Below are 17,202 nucleotides of genomic sequence, written 5' to 3' on the forward strand. Positions count from 1 at the left end.
CGATTCCGCCCCTTGCAGGTCTGTTCAAGGACGGACCTGAACACCGTGGCCAGCGGCCCCGGCCTACGCCGACCGGATGGGTTCCTTGGCAAAGAATTGGCAAAGGAATCGCTGTGAAGTGATGTTTTCAACTGTTTGAGAGTGTGACCAAAAGTCCTATGTTTAGCTGGAAAACCAAGGCTTTTCACGATTTTCCGCGAAGCTACGGGGATGATGAAATGGGTTCAAATCCCACCGTCACCGCCAATGAGAAAGGCCCTGCTTCCCCTGTAATGAAAGGGAAGCAGGGCCTTTTGCTTTCGCCCCGAAAGGGTCCTGCGGTAATGCGGCAGGTCGGCGATGCGTTGGGCGGTGTTTGTTGGTGTTAGTGCTCCGCTTCCGCGGCAGCCTTCTTGGCGTTCTTCTCCGCGTCCCTTTCGGCACGCAGAGCCTCCGTCTCGTGCTGTTCCTCAGCTTTTTCCTGGTGGATTACCTGTGCGAAGAGCTTCTCCATCTCCTTGGCCACGCCGGCGGCTGAGGCCGGGTTCTGGCCGGTCACCAGCCGCTCGTCAACCACGACTTTTTCCTCGAAGACGTCAGCGGAGACGTGGGTGGCGCCCTGCTCCTCAAGTCGGTCTGCCAAAAAGAACGGGATGACTTTGTCCTTTCCTGCGGCAACCGATCTCGGAAACGCTGGTCAGTACCATGAGGATTTTCTTCATGAAGTGTTCCTTTCGTCTAACGTCCACCGTACGCCCAGGCCCGCATGGGGGTTCTGCAGTTTTATTGGATCACCGGTGTCCAGCCATTCCCTGGCAGGCATTGCCACCCTAAGCTTTCAATCCGGGGCAGCTGCCTCTCATCAAAACCGGGGGGAAAATGCCAGGAGCATGGACGTGCGAACACTGCGGTGCCAACACAATCAACCGAAAAGTCGAATCCACATCGATGGGTGATCGGGCGAAGCAATTCATAACAGTCCCGGCCAAGTGCAGCGACCCCCAGTGCCCCAACAGCAACCGGCTACAGCACGGCTTGGAATGGTGCAGTCCTGCTTAGGTGAGTCCCCTGAAAGGCCGCGCCAGGCCTGAATAGTTCCGCAAGCTGGCTCCATCGTTTTGAGACCATGGAGCCAGCCTTTGCGGAATCCGGCTCGATCGGAACACCGAAATGGTCTCTCCCCAGAAAGATGCCCGGGCCAGATCCCAACGTAAGGGTAAGTGCCCTGGCCTTGACGGGCAATAGCCTTCATTTGACTTGAAAAATTGGCCTTACTGTGGTCATTCCGGGCCGCGCCTTCGAGATTCCCTCAATTAGTGCCCACCACCCCTAGGCCCGGGTGACGGTCAGCATGACGTTGGGGCAGGAGTTTGCGTAGCGGATGAGCGCCGCCTTCTCCGCGCTGTCCACGCGGAGGCCCCAGCGGATCTTCACCGCGACCCACTGTCCGATGTAGGCGCAGCGATTCGCCGGCGGCATCCAGGCTTCGGGACCCCTCGCCTGCTTGGACGAGTTCAGTGCAGACGTCTGGGCACTGAGGGTGCGGGCGTCGCCCATGTCGTTGTAGAAGGCCACGCGCCGCGCCTGGGTCCAGTACCTTGCTCCGGAGCCCCACGCCTCATGGACCGGAACGGTGTGGTCGATCTGGAGCGTCGACGCGGACGTGTGGATTCGGTTGTCCCACGAGGTCACCCAGCGTCCCCTGCTCACCGTGCACCGGCGGCTGGTGGTGTAGGACAGGGCGGCGCGGGCTTCCTGGATCAGGACCTCGTGCCGCGTGTTCTGGCAGTCACGGTTGGTGTCCTTCCAATCGCCGAATTGACGGTCCCGGTCGAACCCCGTGTTGACCTCAGCGGAGACCGCAAGCGCGCGAACGGCGGTGCGCAGGGGCGCCTTGTACACAGTCGCCGCCTCGGCCGGAACCGAAAGACTTGTGAGCAGAAGCCCTGCGACCACACCGGTCACACCGGCCGTCCGCGCCAGGCTAACGAACGGCTTTGCTGACTTCAGTGCCAGCAGCGCCTTGACGCGGACATAGTTGATCTGACGGACCTTCATGATTCCCCCATAAAACTCAAAGAAAGTGGCGCCTCATCCAGGCGCGAAGGTAATAGTGCCACAGCAAAACCAAATCGCCGCGCAATTGAGAGGAAACCCGCTAATTACCGCCTGCGCCGCGCCCCTGGGCGGCATACGGTATTGAAGCGGCAGGAATTCTGCTTGAACTCCGCAGCTTTAAAAAGGGGCTTCTACAGGGCCCCTGCCTGACTTCCGCAATTTGTGGCTGTTCAGAGGAGCCTCACCCCGCCGGACTCACCACATCCTCCAGCACCGAGCGGTCGAAGAAGCGCACCTCGCCGGTTTCCTGGAAATACACGGGCACCACGGAAGTGCTGGGGTCCTTCGAGGTCTCGTAAATTTCGGCCGGGCTCCCATGCTTGCGGGCAATGGTTCCGACCAGGTCCGTGCCGCGAACCTTGACGGTTCGAAATTTGTAGCTCATTGGGGCTCCCTTGGTGACGTGAGACACACCCTACTCCCCGGCGCCCGGAGCGTCATTCAACAACACCGCGGCCCGCTCTGGGGCACAATGCGTTCATGACCAATGACGCTCCCCGCCCGGTTTACTTCCTTTCGGACAGTACGGGCATCACCGCAGAAACGCTCGGCAACACCCTGCTGACGCAGTTCCCCGCGAACGAGTTCGACCGCATCACGGTACCCTTCATCACCACCGTCGAACAGGCCCGGGCTGTCGTTAAGGTGATCGACGACCTGGCTTCCACCGGCCTGCAGCCGATCGTGTTCTCCACGGCCGTCGGCGCGGACATCCGCCAGACGCTGGGAACCTGCCAGGGGATCATCGTGGACCTCATCGGGCCCCACGTCGGGCAGCTGGAGCGCGCCCTGGGCACCCAGTCCAGCGGGGAACCAGGCCGTGCGCACGGACTGGGCAACGCCGCCCGCTACCAGTCCCGGATGGCCGCCGTCGAATACGCCATGGAGCACGACGACGGCCAGAGCCTCCGCGCGCTCGAAAAGGCCCAGGTCATCCTGGTGGCCCCGTCCCGCTGCGGCAAAACGCCCACCACGATGTACCTGGCGCTGCAGCACGGCATCTTCGCCGCGAACTTCCCGCTGGTGGACGAGGACTTTGAACGCGAGGGTCTCCCCAAACCGTTGCGGCCGTTCATTTCAAAGTGTTTCGGCCTCACCACCAATCCCCTGCGCCTCAGCCAGGTGCGCACCGAACGCCGCCGCGGCTCGCCCTACGCGTCCCTCCGACAGTGCGGCTTCGAGCTGCGCAGCGCCGAGCGGCTGTACGTGTCCCACGGGATTCCGTACCTCAATTCGGCCAGCGTCTCCGTGGAGGAAATGGCCGCCACCATCCTCCAGAAGATGAACCTGAAGCATTAGGTGCCGCTTCACAAGTGTTGCGTGGACCACATCAGGTGGAAACACCGGCGGAGACCTGTCACTGTGGACAGGAATTGCGCCCTCAACCGGCGAACGCCCCGCGCGGGGCGGCGATACCGCATGCCATCATCTGCAAAGGAGCAGTAACCATGACGACAGACATCCTGTGGTTCTCAGAACTCGGCCTCAAGGACCTGGACCGGGTGGGCGGAAAGAACGCCTCCCTCGGCGAGATGGTGCAGAACCTGACGTCTGCCGGCGTCCAGGTTCCGGACGGCTTCGCCACGACAGCCGACGCCTACCGCAGTTTCCTGGCCGACTCGGGCCTGGACCAGAAGATCGCCGACCGGCTGGTCGGACTGGATACCGACGACGTGACCGCCCTGGCGGCAGCCGGCCAGGAAATCCGGGCGCTGATGCGCGAGACACCTTTCCTGCCGGACTTTGAAGCGCAGATCCGTTCCTCCTACCAGACACTGGTGGACAAGCACGGCGGCTCCGAGGACCTCTCCTGGGCCGTCCGCTCCAGCGCGACGGCAGAAGACCTCCCGGATGCCTCCTTCGCCGGACAGCAGGAAACCTTCCTGAATGTCCGTGGCATCGAGAACATCCTGCAGGCCATCAAGGATGTCTTCGCGTCCCTTTATAACGACCGGGCCATCGCCTACCGGGTGCACCACAAGTTCGAGCACGCCGAAGTGGCCCTCTCGGCGGGCGTCCAGCGCATGGTGCGTTCCGACGTCGGCGCGTCCGGTGTGATGTTCACGATGGACACCGAATCCGGGTTCCAGGACGCCGTCTTCGTCACCTCCTCCTACGGACTCGGGGAGGCCGTGGTCCAGGGCGCCGTCAACCCGGACGAGTTCTACGTCTACAAGCCGGCCCTGGAGGCAGGCCGCCCGGCGATCCTCAAGCGCGGGCTGGGCGAGAAGGCGCTCCAGATGACGTACACAAGCAACCGCGAAGTGGGCCACACCATTGACTTCGTCCCGGTCGAGGCCTCGCTGCGGAACCGCTTCAGCCTCACGGACGACGACGTCGAGCAGCTCGCCCGCCACGCCGTCGCCATCGAAAACCACTACGGCCGCCCGATGGACATCGAGTGGGGCAAGGACGGCGTCGACGGCGGCCTGTACATCCTGCAGGCACGCCCGGAAACCGTGCAGTCCCGCCGGGCCTCCGGCAGCCTGAGCCGCTTCCGCCTGAACGGGACCGGCCGGGTCCTGGTCGAGGGCCGCGCGATCGGCCAGCGCATCGGCGCCGGCAGCGTCCGCATCCTCACGTCGATCGACCAGATGGCCGCCTTCAAGACCGGCGATGTCCTGGTGGCCGACATGACCGACCCCGACTGGGAACCGATCATGAAGCGCGCCTCCGCCATTGTGACCAACCGCGGCGGACGCACCTGCCACGCGGCGATCATCGCCCGGGAACTGGGCATCCCCGCCGTCGTCGGCACCGGCGCCGCCACCGACGTGCTGTCCGACGGCCTCGATGTGACCGTCTCGTGTGCCGACGGCGAGACCGGCGTGATTTACGAGGGACTCCTGGACTTCGTGGTCGAGGAAACCGAGATCACCCAGCTGCCCGAGGCCCCGGTCAAGGTCATGATGAACGTCGGCACCCCCGAGCAGGCTTTTACGTTCGCGCAGCTGCCCAACCACGGCGTGGGCCTGGCCCGGCTGGAATTCATCATCAACCGGCAGATCGGCATCCACCCCAAGGCGCTGCTGAACCTGGACGAGCAGCCGGCGGACGTCATCGCGGAAGTCCGGGAGCGGATCGCCGCCTACGACAGCCCGCGCGACTACTACATCAAGCGCCTGGCCGAAGGGGTGGCGACCATCGCCGCGGCGTTCGCGCCGGAGCCGGTCATTGTGCGGATGTCCGACTTCAAGTCCAACGAATACGCCAACCTCATCGGCGGACCCGCCTACGAACCGCACGAAGAGAACCCCATGATCGGCTTCCGCGGCGCCTCACGGTACCTCGAGCCGTCCTTCCGGGACTGCTTCGATCTGGAATGCGAGGCGCTGTCCTTCGTCCGCAACGAGATGGGCCTGACCAACGTCAAGCTGATGATCCCGTTCGTGCGCACCCTGGACGAGGCCAGCGGCGTCATCGACCTCCTCGCCGAGAACGGCCTGCGCCGCGGCGAAAACGGCCTTGAGGTCATTATGATGTGCGAACTGCCGTCCAACGCGCTGCTGGCCGATGAGTTCCTGGACCACTTCGACGGCTTCTCGATCGGCTCCAACGACATGACCCAGCTGACCCTGGGCCTGGACCGGGATTCCGCCATCGTCGCGGGCAGCTTCGATGAACGGAACCCCGCCGTCAAGAAGCTCCTGAGCATGGCCATCAAGGCCTGCAAGGCGCGCGGCAAGTACGTGGGCATCTGCGGCCAGGGACCCAGTGACCACGCGGACTTCGCCGAGTGGCTGGTGGACGAAGGCATCGACTCCGTCTCGCTGAACCCCGACACGGTGGTGGACACCTGGCTGCGCCTCGCCGGCGCGGCTGTCGCCGCCCCGGTGGACTGACACGGTGAATTGACTCAGTGATCTAACACAGTGAACTGAGACGGTGAGCTGAACTCACGTCGAGAGGGAACCCCGGTCCACGGACCGGGGTTCCCTCTTTGCCGTTGAGCCTGGCCCCCGACATTCCGTGGACGTCTGGACACGTTGGACGCCTGCCTACGTTGGACGCCTGCACAACGGCGAGCAGTTGCTGCCGTCCGTTGTTCCATTGAGGGGCGGCCCGCGCACAGGGTTAGCTAAGTTCCATCAGCGTTCCGCACCAATGACGTTCAGGACACCACGTGACTTTGCAGCAGGACCGGGCCAACGGCGCCTCCGGACTTTGGACAGACAGACTTATCGGCGACCCGCTTGAGGAGCTGACCGTGGAGGAACTGTGCGCGGACGACTGCCATTTTTGCCGGGGCCCCGAAACTGACTGACGTCATCCGGGCACCGGCCACACCCGCCCGAGGTTTTTCGAAGCCCGGCCGGTAGAATCGGGGGACAGCCCGCAGGCGGTACTGCCCGCGGGAGCGACCATGGCAGCCGCCGGTGAAGGGAGGGTTCTGTGCGCACAGCCGCCAGAGCACCATTCCACGCCCTGCGCTCGGCCATGGTGGCACTTACCGTGATGTCCCTCGCCGCCGGAGCGCACACCCTCGCCGGCGGCCGGCTCCCCTCCCCCGGCATCCTCCTGGCCCTGCTGGCGCTGACCGCGCTGGCGTCCACCACGGCCACCCGGCTGAAGCTGAACTTCCCGGCGATGGCGGGGCTGCTGGGCGCAGGGCAACTGGTCCTGCACAACGCCCTCACTGTTTTCAGCGGCCCGGCGCCTGGAGCCGCGCCGGAACCGGCGGCAAGTCCGGCGCCGCACCACCTGGGACCGGCTTCCCTGCCGGTCGGCGGCGCCGGCGAGTTCGCGGTGTCCGGCCTGGATTCACAACTTTCGTCGCTGTCCCTGCTGATGCTTGCCGGCCACGCCCTGGCAACGCTTCTCTGCGCCCTTCTCCTCGCCAGGGGCGAGGCGGCCCTGTGGGCCCTCGCGGCCTGGCTCCGTCCGCTGCTCAGGCTCCCGGTCCCGGCAGCACCTGTTGCCGTGGCGGCACCGGCGGCGGTCATCGGCTGGCCGGCAGACTCCGTTCCGCTGCCCTGGCGGAACCTCCGGCGCGATTGCCGCCGCGGGCCGCCCGCCGTCGTCGTATCTTCCTGACCCTATTACCGGCCACGGCCGCGTCTTTGCCTAGACATCCGGGCCACAACATCGGCCCCGGATCATCAGCATCCCCGCCGCGCCGGCCTCCCATTTCCTTGCGCTGCCTCTAGGCAGCGCGCGCCTGAAAGGCACCCCCATGAAGACTTCGTCCATTCCCGTTCTGCGCCGTACCCTCACTGCCACAGCCGTGGCCGGTGGAACCGCGGCTCTGATGCTCGCTGGTATTTCGGGCGCCTCGGCGCACGTCGGCGTCACCCCGGACAAGACCACGGCTAACTCCTACGCACTGCTGACCTTCGGGATCCCGCACGGCTGCGAGGAGTCCGGCACCACGAAGGTGACCATCACGCTGCCCGCCGAGCTCAACGATGCCCAGCCCACGGTCAACCCGAACTGGACGGCCCAGAAGGTCACCGAACAACTGGCCGCACCCAAGAAACTCGCGGACGGCACTTCCATCACCAAGCGGACCAGCAAGATCGTGTACACCGCCAAGGCGCCACTGGAACCGGCCCTCCGCGACGCCCTGGTGCTTTCGGTGAAGTTGCCGGACGTTGCGGGGAAGATTCTGTATTTCCCCACGCTGCAGAACTGCGAAGTCGGGCAGACTGACTGGTCGCAGCTGCCTGCCGAAGGGCAGGATCCGCACTCGCTGAAGGCGCCGGCGCCGTCCGTGACGGTCACCGCGGCGGACACGGAGGCGGACGGCCACGGAGCCCATGCCGCCAGCGCGTCGGACTCCACACCGGAGACGGTCCAGGCCGCCGCGGTGAGTAACGACGGCGCCGAGGCCCGGAGCTGGGCGGGGCTGGTGGCCGGCGTCGGCGGCCTTGCCCTCGGCGGCCTCGCCCTGGCCCGCAGCCGGAGCAACAAGCCCGTTCCGGTCCGCGCCCCGGCACCAGGCTCGGCACCCAAGGAGTAGCTGACCTCGGTTGATGCCCGGAAATCACAATCCGGGCATCAATCGGGTACGGCCGTCGTGGCGTCGTTGACTCAGGCCGCGCCGGGCATGAAGGTGGTGCCATGACGGCTCAGCGATTCAACACCAGACTGGCATTTACGACGGCGGCAGCCGCGGCAGCGCTCTTCCTCGCCGGGTGCGGGGCCGGCACTGCGCAGTCCCAGACATCCAGCACCCCGGAGTCCTCCCCCGCCAGCTCCAGCAGCGCCCCCGGCGCCAGCGCGCCCGCTGCCTCCGCCGCAGCCACGGGCACCGCCACCCCCGGATCCTCGTCCGCCGCACCGGCGACGTCCGTGCCTGCCGGCCCCGCCCTGTGCAAGGCCGCCGGGCTGACGCCCACCGTCGATTCCACCGGCGGCGGCGCGGCCGGCAGCGTCTACATGAAGCTGATCCTGACGAACTCCGGCACCGGACCCTGCCTGCTGAAGGGCTTTGCCGGCGTCTCCCTCACCGCGAACGCCAACGGCGCCCCGATCGGCGCCGCGGCGGCCCGCGACGAGTCCACACCCGCCGCCGCCGTCGTGCTCGCGCCGGGCCAGGCCGGCGCCGCCACGCTGCGCTACACCCAGGCCGCCAACTACCCGGACTGCAACGTGACTCCGGCCGCCGGCCTGCGTATCTACCCGCCGGAGGACACCGCGTCGCTCTTCGTCGCCCAGCCGCGGAGCGCCTGCAGCAATGCCGGCCCGACGCTGCTGACCATCAGCGCTTTCGAAGCCAAGTAGCTTTTCTCTCGCCGAGGTGAGACTTTGCGCCCATGCCCGCCCGGGTCATGGGCGCAAAGTCTCACCTCGCGGTGATCCCAGCCGCGGATGCCACGTGGATACCGCCTGGGCTGCGGCCCGGCATTTCCTGTCTGTGCGTTAGGGCATGATGGAGGAATGAAGGGGCAGGAGCTCGCCGGGGGCACACTCGCGGCAGACGCCATTGACCGGTTCAGCCGGCCCACCAGGGATTGGTTCCTGGGCGCATTCAGCGCGCCCACCCCGGCCCAGAACGGCGCCTGGAACGCGATCTCCTCCGGCGCGCACGCACTGGTAGTGGCGCCCACCGGTTCCGGAAAAACGCTGGCGGCCTTTCTGTGGGCCCTCGACCGGCTGCTCGTCTCGGCGCCCGCCGAGCCCGAATCGCTGCCCGGCTTGGAGACCGGGAAAGGCCCCCGGCGGAAGGCGCCCAAACGCAACACCCGGGTGCTCTACATTTCACCGCTCAAGGCGCTGGGCGTCGACGTCGAACGCAACCTGCGCGCCCCGCTGATCGGGATCACCCAGACCGCCAAACGCCTCGGCCTGCCCGCGCCGCTGATCACCGTGGGCGTCCGCTCCGGCGACACCCCGGCCTCGGACCGCCGCGCGCTGCTGAGCAACCCGCCGGACATCCTGATCACCACGCCCGAATCGCTCTTCCTTATGCTGACGTCGAAGGCGCGGGAGACGCTGAGCGAAGTGGACACCATCATCGTCGACGAGGTCCACGCCGTCGCGGGCACCAAACGCGGCGCCCATCTGGCCGTGTCCCTGGAACGACTCGACGCCCTGCTGCCGAAGCCCGCCCAGCGGATCGGGCTCTCGGCCACCGTGGAACCCAAGGAGCTTGTGGCGCAGTTCCTCGCCGGTTCCGCACCCGTGGAGATCGTGGCCCCGCCGTCGAAGAAAACCTGGGACCTGACAGTCTCCGTCCCAGTGGAGGACATGTCAGATTTGCAGGGCGCGGCGGGCGCATTCGACTCCGGACCGGCGTCCGGGCTGCAGCCGCAGGCGTCCATCTGGCCGCACGTGGAAGAGAAGATCGTGGACCTGGTCCTGGCCAACCAGTCCACCATTGTGTTCGCCAATTCCCGCCGCCTCGCCGAACGCCTCACCGCCCGGCTCAACGAGATCTACGCCGAGCGGCAGCTCATGGCGGCCGGCGGCGGCTGGGCGGAGTTTGGCGCCGGGGCACCCGATTTCGACTCCGTCCCGGCGGGTGCCCCGGCAGGCACGGCCGCCGCGCTGCCAAGTTCTACCGCGACACCTGCCCACATGATGGCGCAGGCCGGCAGCACCGCCGGCGCGGATCCGGTCCTGGCACGGGCGCATCACGGGTCGGTCTCCAAGGACCAGCGGGCCCTGATCGAGGACGACCTGAAATCAGGCCGGCTGCGCTGCGTCGTGGCCACATCCTCCCTGGAACTCGGCATCGACATGGGCGCCGTGGACCTCGTGGTGCAGGTGGAATCCCCGCCGTCCGTGGCCAGCGGGCTGCAGCGGGTGGGCCGCGCCGGCCACCAGGTCGGCGAGGTCTCGCAGGGTGTGCTGTTCCCCAAACACCGCGCGGATCTGGTGCACACCACCATCACGGTGGAACGGATGCTCGCCGGCAAGATCGAACGGCTCTTCGTTCCTGCGAACCCGCTGGACATCCTGGCCCAGCAGACCGTCGCGGCCACGGCACTGGGCGCCATCGATGTGGAGGACTGGTTTGCCACCGTGCGGCGGTCGGCACCGTTTGCCTCGCTCCCCCGCTCCGCCTTCGAGGCCACCCTGGACCTGCTCGCCGGCCGCTACCCCTCGGACGAGTTCGCGGAACTGCGTCCCCGGATCATCTGGGACCGGAACGCCGGCACCATTGAGGGACGCCCCGGAGCGCAGCGGCTGGCCGTCACCTCGGGCGGCACCATCCCGGACCGCGGGCTCTTCGGCGTCTACATCATCGGCACCGAGACGGAAGGGACCGGTTCCGCCGGATCCGCAGGCTCCGCCAGCGGCGACGGCAGGGCGGCCAGCCCGTCCGCCGCCGCAGCCAAGGGCGGCCGCCGGGTGGGGGAACTCGACGAGGAAATGGTCTACGAATCGCGCGTCGGCGACGTGTTCGCCTTGGGAGCCACCAGCTGGAAAATCGAGGACATCACCCACGACCGGGTCCTCGTCTCCCCCGCCTTCGGCCAGCCGGGCAAACTCCCGTTCTGGAAGGGCGACTCCCTCGGCCGCCCGGTGGACCTGGGCCGTGCCCTGGGGGCGTTCGTGCGCGAACTGTCCGCGTCCGACGTCGGGCCGGCCACCGAACGCTGCAAGGCCAGCGGCCTGGACGATTTCGCCGCCAACAACCTGATCCAGTACCTCTCCGAGCAAAAACTGGCCACCGAGGTGGTCCCCAGCGACACCACGCTGGTGGTGGAGCGCTTCCACGACGAACTCGGCGATTGGCGGGTGGTGCTGCACAGCCCGTTCGGCATGCCGGTGCACGCGCCGTGGGCCCTCGCCGTCGGGCAGCGGCTGCACCAGCGGTACGGCATGGACGGCTCCGCGATGGCCGCCGACGACGGCATTGTGCTGCGCGTGCCCATGATGGAGGACGAGCCGCCCGGCGCCGAGCTGTTCCTGTTCGACCCGGAGGAACTGGAACAGATCGTGACGGCGGAGGTCGGCGGCAGCGCCCTCTTCGCCTCCCGCTTCCGCGAGTGCGCCGCCCGCGCCCTGCTGCTGCCCCGGCAGAACCCGGGCAAACGGCAGCCCCTGTGGCAGCAGCGCCAGCGCTCCGCCCAGCTGCTGGATGTCGCCCGGAAGTACCCCACCTTCCCGATCGTCCTCGAAACCGTCCGGGAATGCCTGCAGGATGTCTACGATCTTCCGGCGCTGAAGGACATCGCGGCGTCGATCGAGCGCCGTGAGCTGCGGATCCTGCAGACCACCACGCAGCAGCCCTCGCCCTTCGCCAAGTCCCTGCTGTTCGGCTACGTCGCGCAGTTCCTCTACGAGGGTGATTCCCCGCTGGCCGAGCGCCGGGCCGCCGCCCTGGCGCTGGACTCGACCCTGCTTAACGAGCTCCTCGGCCGGGTGGAGCTGCGCGAACTGCTCGATGCCAAGGTTATTGACGCCACCGAGCGGGAGCTGCAGCGCCTCGCGCCGGACCGGAAGGTCCGCGGGCTCGAAGGGGTCGCGGACCTGCTCCGGCTGCTGGGCCCGCTGACACCGGTGGAAGTCGCCGCCCGGCTCGAACCGGCCGCAGCGCCTGGCCAGAAGGCCGGGTCTGGCGAGGCGGCCGGGCCTATCGAGGTGTCAGTGGCCGAGCCGGACGAGGCTCCGGAGGCCGAGGCATCGGAGGTTGAGGCCCCCGTCGCCGACGCCGCCGCGCACCTCGCGGCGCTCCAGCGCGCCAACCGCGCCATCAAGGTCAATATCGGCGGCGCCGAGCGCTACGCCGCCGTGGAGGACGCCGCCCGGCTGCGCGACGCCCTCGGTGTCCCGCTGCCGATGGGCGTGCCGCTGGCCTTCATCGAGCCGGTCGCTGATCCGCTGGGCGACCTCGTCTCGCGCTACGCCCGCACCCACGGGCCCTTCACCTCCGCCGAGGCTGCCGCCCGGCTGGGACTCGGCGTCGCCGTCGTCGGGACCGCGCTGAAGCGGCTCGCCGCCGACGGCCGCGTGGTGGAAGGCGAGTTCCGCCCCCACGCCGCACCCCCGCCTGCGCCCGAGGCATCTCCCGATGCCCGGACCGACGACGACGGCGATGCGGTTCCCGGCGCCGCCGCGGCAGCCACCGCCTCCCCCGCGGCCCCGTCGCTGGCCGGCATCAGCGAATGGTGTGACGCCGAGGTCCTGCGCAAGCTCCGCCGCCGCTCGCTCGCCGCATTGCGTGCCGAGGTGGAGCCCGTGGACGCCGCCGCGTACGGCCGCTTCCTGCCGGCCTGGCAGAACGTCCGCGTTCCGGGCCGGCGCGGGCAGTCGGCGCTACGCGGACTGGACGGGATCATCACCGCCGTCGACCAGCTGTCCGGCGTGCCCATTCCGGCCTCAGCCTGGGAACCGCTGATCCTCGCCGGCCGGGTATCCGACTACCAGCCCGCCATGCTCGACGAGCTCATGGCCGCCGGCGAAGTGCTCTGGTCCGGCGCGGGCGCGCTGCCCGGCAATGACGGCTGGGTGAGCCTGCACCTGGCCGATTCGGCCGAGCTGACCCTCAATCCCGCCCTCGACTTCGAACCCGGCGACGCGCAGCAGCGGCTGCTGGACCACCTGCGCAATAACGGCGGCGGCTACTTCTTCCGGCAACTCACGGAGGTGGCCGGCGGCATGGATGCGGTGCTCAGCGACCAGGACGTGGTCTCGGCGCTCTGGGACCTCGCCTGGGCGGGCCGGATCACGGGCGACACCTTCGCCCCTGTCCGGGCGATGATTGCCGGCGGCCACACCGCGCACCGTCAGGTTGCCCGCGCGCCGCGGGCCCGGGCGCCCAGGTTGAGCCGGCGGGGACGCGCCCACGGCACCGGGTTGCTGGGGTCCCCCGGGCTGACCGGCGGGCGGTACGGCTCCGTCACCGGGGCGGCTCCCACTCCCCCGCTGGCCGCGGGCCGCTGGTCCGCCCTCCCCGCACCGGAGCTGGACGCCACCATCCACGCCCGGGCCACCGCGGAACTCCTGCTGGACCGGTACGGCGTCGTGACCCGCGGTTCCGTCATGGCCGAGAACATCCTGGGCGGTTTCGGACTCATGTACAAGGTCCTGGCCCGGCTGGAGGAGGCCGGCCGGTGCCGCCGCGGCTACTTCATCGAGCACCTTGGCGCCGCACAGTTTGCCGTGCCCGCGACGGTGGACCGGCTGCGCTCGTACGCCGAGGACACCGAGCTCCATAAGCCCGAGCCCGTCGCCCTGGCCCTTGCCGCGACGGACCCCGCCAACCCGTACGGCGCTGCCCTGCCGTGGCCCGCCCTCAACGTCGACGCAGGAACCGGCCACCGTCCCGGCCGGAAGGCCGGCGCCCTGGTGGTCCTGGTCGACGGCGCCCTGGTCCTGTACGTGGAACGCGGCGGCAAGACCCTGCTGGCCTTCAGCGAGGATACGGACGTCCTGGCGGCGGCCGGCGCGGCCCTGGTGGGTGTGGTCACCCGGGGTGCGGTGGACAAACTGATCATGGAAAAGGTCAACGGCCACGGAATCCTGGACACCCCCATCGCTGCCGCCCTGGCCCACGCGGGCGCCTACTCCACGCCCAAAGGACTGAGGATCCGTGCCTGAGGGCGATTCGGTGTTCCGCGCGGCCGCCCAGCTTCATGCCGCGCTGGCCGGCCGGCAGCTGATCTCTTCCGATTTCCGCGTGCCGCGCTTTGCCACGCTCAAACTCGACGGCTGGACTGTTACCGAGGTGGTGCCGCGCGGCAAGCACCTGCTGATGCGGCTGGAGGGCCCGGCAAAGCCGGACGGCGCCGGCCCGGCGGGACCGGACCGGTTGACGATCCATTCCCACCTCAAGATGGAAGGCGCCTGGCAGGTCTACCCTCCGGGCGGCCGCTGGCGGAAGCCCGGCTTCACCGCCCGGTGTGTGCTGCGCACCGCCGCGGCAGACGCCGTCGGATTCTCGCTGGGCATCCTGGAGGTGGTCCGCACGTCCGAGGAAGACTCCGTCGTGGGCCATCTTGGCCCGGATCTTCTGGGTCCCGACTGGGACCCGGCCGAGGCGGAGCGGCGGATCCGCGCCGCGCCGGACGTCCCGATCGGCGTCGCACTGCTGGACCAGCGGAACCTTGCGGGGATCGGCAACATCTACCGTTGCGAGGCCTGCTTCCTCTCGGGGGTGCATCCGGCGGCGCCGGTCTCGGCTGTCCCCGACGTGGCGGCCATGATCACCGATGCCAAGCTCCTGCTGGAGGCAAACCTGGGCCCCGGGCGCCGGACCACAGTCCTGAACCCGCGCGGCGTTGCGGTGGGCCGGACCTCCGGACTGCCCGGCTACTGGGTCTACCGGCGCGAACACCAGCCTTGCCTGAAGTGCAGGACCCCGGTGCGGCGTGGTGTCCTCGCCACGGCCGCCGGAACGGAAGAACGGGACATCTACTACTGCCCCACGTGCCAGCCGGCGCCGGGACCGGCCTAGTCACAATCAGCGGGGCCTACCGCACGGCTCAGGGCTCACTTCTCAAGGCTCTTCTCAGGGCGCCGCGACCGCCGGCTCGGCGGCGACTGCCGGCAGCGCGGCCGCTTTCGTCTCCGGCACGGTGAACCGCGGCAGCAGGAGCTGCACCAGCGGGCCGATCGCCAGGGCGTACAGCACGGTCCCGACGCCGACCGAGCCGCCCAGGAGCCAGCCGGCGGCGAGCACCACCACCTCAATGCCGGTGCGGGACGTCCGCACGGACCAGCCCGTACGCCGCGCGAGTCCGGTCATGAGCCCGTCCCGCGCCCCCGGTCCCAGCCGCGCACCGATGTAGCAGGCGGACGCGATGCCGTTGAGCAGGATGGCGCCCGCGAGCATCCCCGCCTGCCCGCCGAGGTGCGAGAACTCGGGGATCAGCGCCAGTCCGACGTCGGCGAAGACGCCCACCAGCACGGCATTGCACAGCGTGCCGATGCCGGGCCACTGCCGCAGCGGAATCCACAGGAGCAGCACGAGGAAGCTGACGATCACCACCACCGTGCCAATGCTCAGCCCGGTCTTGACCGCGAGTCCCTGATGGAACACGTCCCAGGGGTCCAGGCCGAGGCCAGCGCGGATGAACATGGCCAGCGATATGCCGTACATGGCGAGGCCGATCAGGAGCTGGAGGAGTCTGCGGGTCATCATGGACTCCATATTCCTAAAAACTGGCCTTGCAATCCATAGCCAGTTTGAAATACTGGCCCTATGTCCGGATCCCTGAATCCCAGTTCGCTGGCCCGACTGCTCGGCGAGTGGAACCTCGGCGCAGCACCCGCCTACCGGGAGCTCGCCGACGTCGTCCGTCTCCTGGTCCTGGACGGCCGTGTGCCGCTCAACGTTGCGCTGCCCAGCGAACGGGCCCTCGCCGCGACCCTCGGCATCAGCCGGACCACCGTCACCGCCGCCTACTCCCTGCTCCGCGAACAGGGCTTACTCAGCAGCGGGCAGGGCAGCCGCGGGCGGACGTGCATCCCGCAGGCCGGTCCGGGTGGCGGCAGGGGAAGCGGGGCGAACCTCAGCGGTGCTCCGGGCTTGGCTGTTCCGGATGGCATCTTGGATCTCGCCTATGCCTCGTTGCCGGCCAGCGGCGAAGTGGTGCACCGTGCGTTCGCTTCCGCGCTGACCGAACTGCCCGCGCTGCTGCCGGGATTCGGCTACGACGCCCTCGGAGTGCAGCCGTTGAGGGAAGCCATCGCCGGGCACTATTCGGCGGCCGGTGTACCCACCACCGCGCAGCAGATTCTGGTGACGTCCGGTGCGCAGCACGCGCTGAACATCGTGCTCCGCACCCTGGCCGGCCGGTCCGATAAGGTCCTCGTGGAGCACCCCAGCTACCCCAATGCCATCGATGCCATCCGGGCCGCGGGCTGCCGGCTGGTGCCGGTGGCCATGCCCGCCAACCACGCCGGCGCGGCGGGGACGGGTTCCACCGCACGTGCGGGCTGGGACGTGGGCGCCCTCGAGACCACATTGATGCAGCAGCGGCCCGCCATGGCCTACGTGGTCCCGGACTTCCACAACCCCACCGGCCGCCTGATGTCCGATGCCCAGCGGCGACGCCTGGTCCGCGCCGCCGCCGCAGCCGGCACCATTCTCGTGGTGGACGAGACACTGCGGGAACTGAACCTCGACGGCGTCGCCTCGACGCCGTTGGCCGCCTTCAGTTCCGCCGTCGTCTCCATCGGTTCCCTCAGCAAGTCACACTGGGCAGGGTTGCGGACCGGCTGGATCCGGGCTGACGAATCCCTGATCCAGCGCTTCGCCGCCGCCCGCACCACCATGGACTTGGGCGGCCCGGTGGTGGAACAGCTTGCGGCGGCGCATCTGGTGAACGCTCTCTCCGAGCCGCTCCCCGCCCGGCTGGCCACCTTGCGGGACAACCGGGACGCCCTGCTGGACCTCATCGCCGGATACCTGCCGGGCTGGCAAGGCGAACGGCCCGACGGCGGCCTGTCCGTGTGGTGCCGCCTTCCCGCCCCGATCAGCACCGCACTGGCCGTAATAGCCCCGGACTTCGGCATCCGACTCGCGGCCGGTCCCCGCTTCGGCACGGGCGGCGCCTTCGAGCACTATCTTCGGGTGCCCTTCACACTGCCCCCGGACCAATTGGAAACCGCCGTGCTGGCGCTGCGTGCCGCCCAGGACAAGCTGTCGGCCTCCCCGCAGCTGCGCCGCAACCTCGGCGCCCCGCCCGCCGCGGCCATCGCCTGACGTCA

Annotated in this window: 11 protein-coding genes and 1 pseudogene; 8 read left to right on the plus strand and 4 right to left on the minus strand. The window is 68.4% G+C overall.

The window, feature by feature from the left end; translation table 11 throughout:
• Positions 1-364 precede the first annotated feature (364 nt).
• The 3 genes and pseudogenes from ASE96_RS05955 to ASE96_RS05965 form a co-directional block, all read right to left on the minus strand.
• Positions 365-658 (minus strand): annotated as a pseudogene (locus ASE96_RS05955) (type 1 glutamine amidotransferase domain-containing protein); the annotation flags it as partial.
• 650 nt (positions 659-1,308) lie between these two features.
• Positions 1,309-2,037 carry a GmrSD restriction endonuclease domain-containing protein gene (locus tag ASE96_RS05960; RefSeq protein WP_235500153.1) on the minus strand — a complete coding sequence of 243 codons (729 nt, stop codon included), beginning with the start codon at positions 2,035-2,037 and terminating at the stop codon, positions 1,309-1,311.
• 241 nt (positions 2,038-2,278) lie between these two features.
• Entirely contained in the window at positions 2,279-2,482 is a 204-nt protein-coding gene (locus ASE96_RS05965) for a hypothetical protein (protein ID WP_056427442.1), read from the minus strand.
• Between the two features lie 95 nt (positions 2,483-2,577).
• Between ASE96_RS05965 and ASE96_RS05970 the strand changes: the two genes are divergently transcribed.
• From ASE96_RS05970 to ASE96_RS06005, 7 genes are all read left to right on the plus strand, one after another.
• Positions 2,578-3,396: a pyruvate, water dikinase regulatory protein gene (locus ASE96_RS05970; protein ID WP_056427445.1), complete on the plus strand. Its 819-nt coding sequence runs from the start codon at positions 2,578-2,580 to the stop codon at positions 3,394-3,396.
• A gap of 149 nt (positions 3,397-3,545) precedes the next feature.
• Entirely contained in the window at positions 3,546-5,939 is a 2,394-nt protein-coding gene (ppsA, locus tag ASE96_RS05975; protein ID WP_056427448.1) for a phosphoenolpyruvate synthase, read from the plus strand.
• A 550-nt stretch (positions 5,940-6,489) separates the two neighbouring features.
• A complete protein-coding gene (locus ASE96_RS05980; protein WP_056427451.1) occupies positions 6,490-7,131 on the plus strand; it encodes a hypothetical protein in 642 nt (213 codons plus the stop codon).
• A 139-nt stretch (positions 7,132-7,270) separates the two neighbouring features.
• The gene (locus ASE96_RS05985; RefSeq protein ID WP_056427454.1) at positions 7,271-8,056 is read left to right on the plus strand and encodes a YcnI family copper-binding membrane protein; all 786 of its coding nucleotides are present in this window, start codon (positions 7,271-7,273) and stop codon (positions 8,054-8,056) included.
• Positions 8,057-8,157: 101 nt separating this feature from the next.
• On the plus strand, positions 8,158-8,820 hold the full coding sequence (locus tag ASE96_RS18770) for a DUF4232 domain-containing protein (protein ID WP_082492610.1): 663 nt from the start codon (positions 8,158-8,160) through the stop codon (positions 8,818-8,820).
• A 156-nt stretch (positions 8,821-8,976) separates the two neighbouring features.
• Positions 8,977-14,088, plus strand: coding sequence for an Lhr family ATP-dependent helicase (locus ASE96_RS06000; protein ID WP_056427460.1), 5,112 nt, complete (start codon positions 8,977-8,979; stop codon positions 14,086-14,088).
• Positions 14,081-14,944 (plus strand): DNA-formamidopyrimidine glycosylase family protein, encoded by an 864-nt coding sequence (locus ASE96_RS06005; protein WP_056427461.1) that lies wholly within the window; start codon positions 14,081-14,083, stop codon positions 14,942-14,944. The genes ASE96_RS06000 and ASE96_RS06005 overlap by 8 nt, the downstream gene beginning before the upstream one ends.
• Positions 14,945-14,998: 54 nt before the next feature.
• Here ASE96_RS06005 and yczE read toward each other — a convergent pair whose 3' ends face one another.
• Positions 14,999-15,640, minus strand: a complete 642-nt coding sequence (gene yczE / locus ASE96_RS06010; RefSeq protein ID WP_082492611.1) for a membrane protein YczE — start codon at positions 15,638-15,640, stop codon at positions 14,999-15,001.
• 51 nt (positions 15,641-15,691) lie between these two features.
• Between yczE and yczR the strand changes: the two genes are divergently transcribed.
• Positions 15,692-17,197 (plus strand): MocR-like transcription factor YczR, encoded by a 1,506-nt coding sequence (yczR, locus tag ASE96_RS06015; RefSeq protein ID WP_056427465.1) that lies wholly within the window; start codon positions 15,692-15,694, stop codon positions 17,195-17,197.
• The last annotated feature ends 5 nt before the right edge of the window (positions 17,198-17,202 follow it).

The sequence above is a fragment of the Arthrobacter sp. Leaf69 genome (genome assembly GCF_001422645.1).
Lineage (GTDB): Bacteria > Actinomycetota > Actinomycetes > Actinomycetales > Micrococcaceae > Arthrobacter.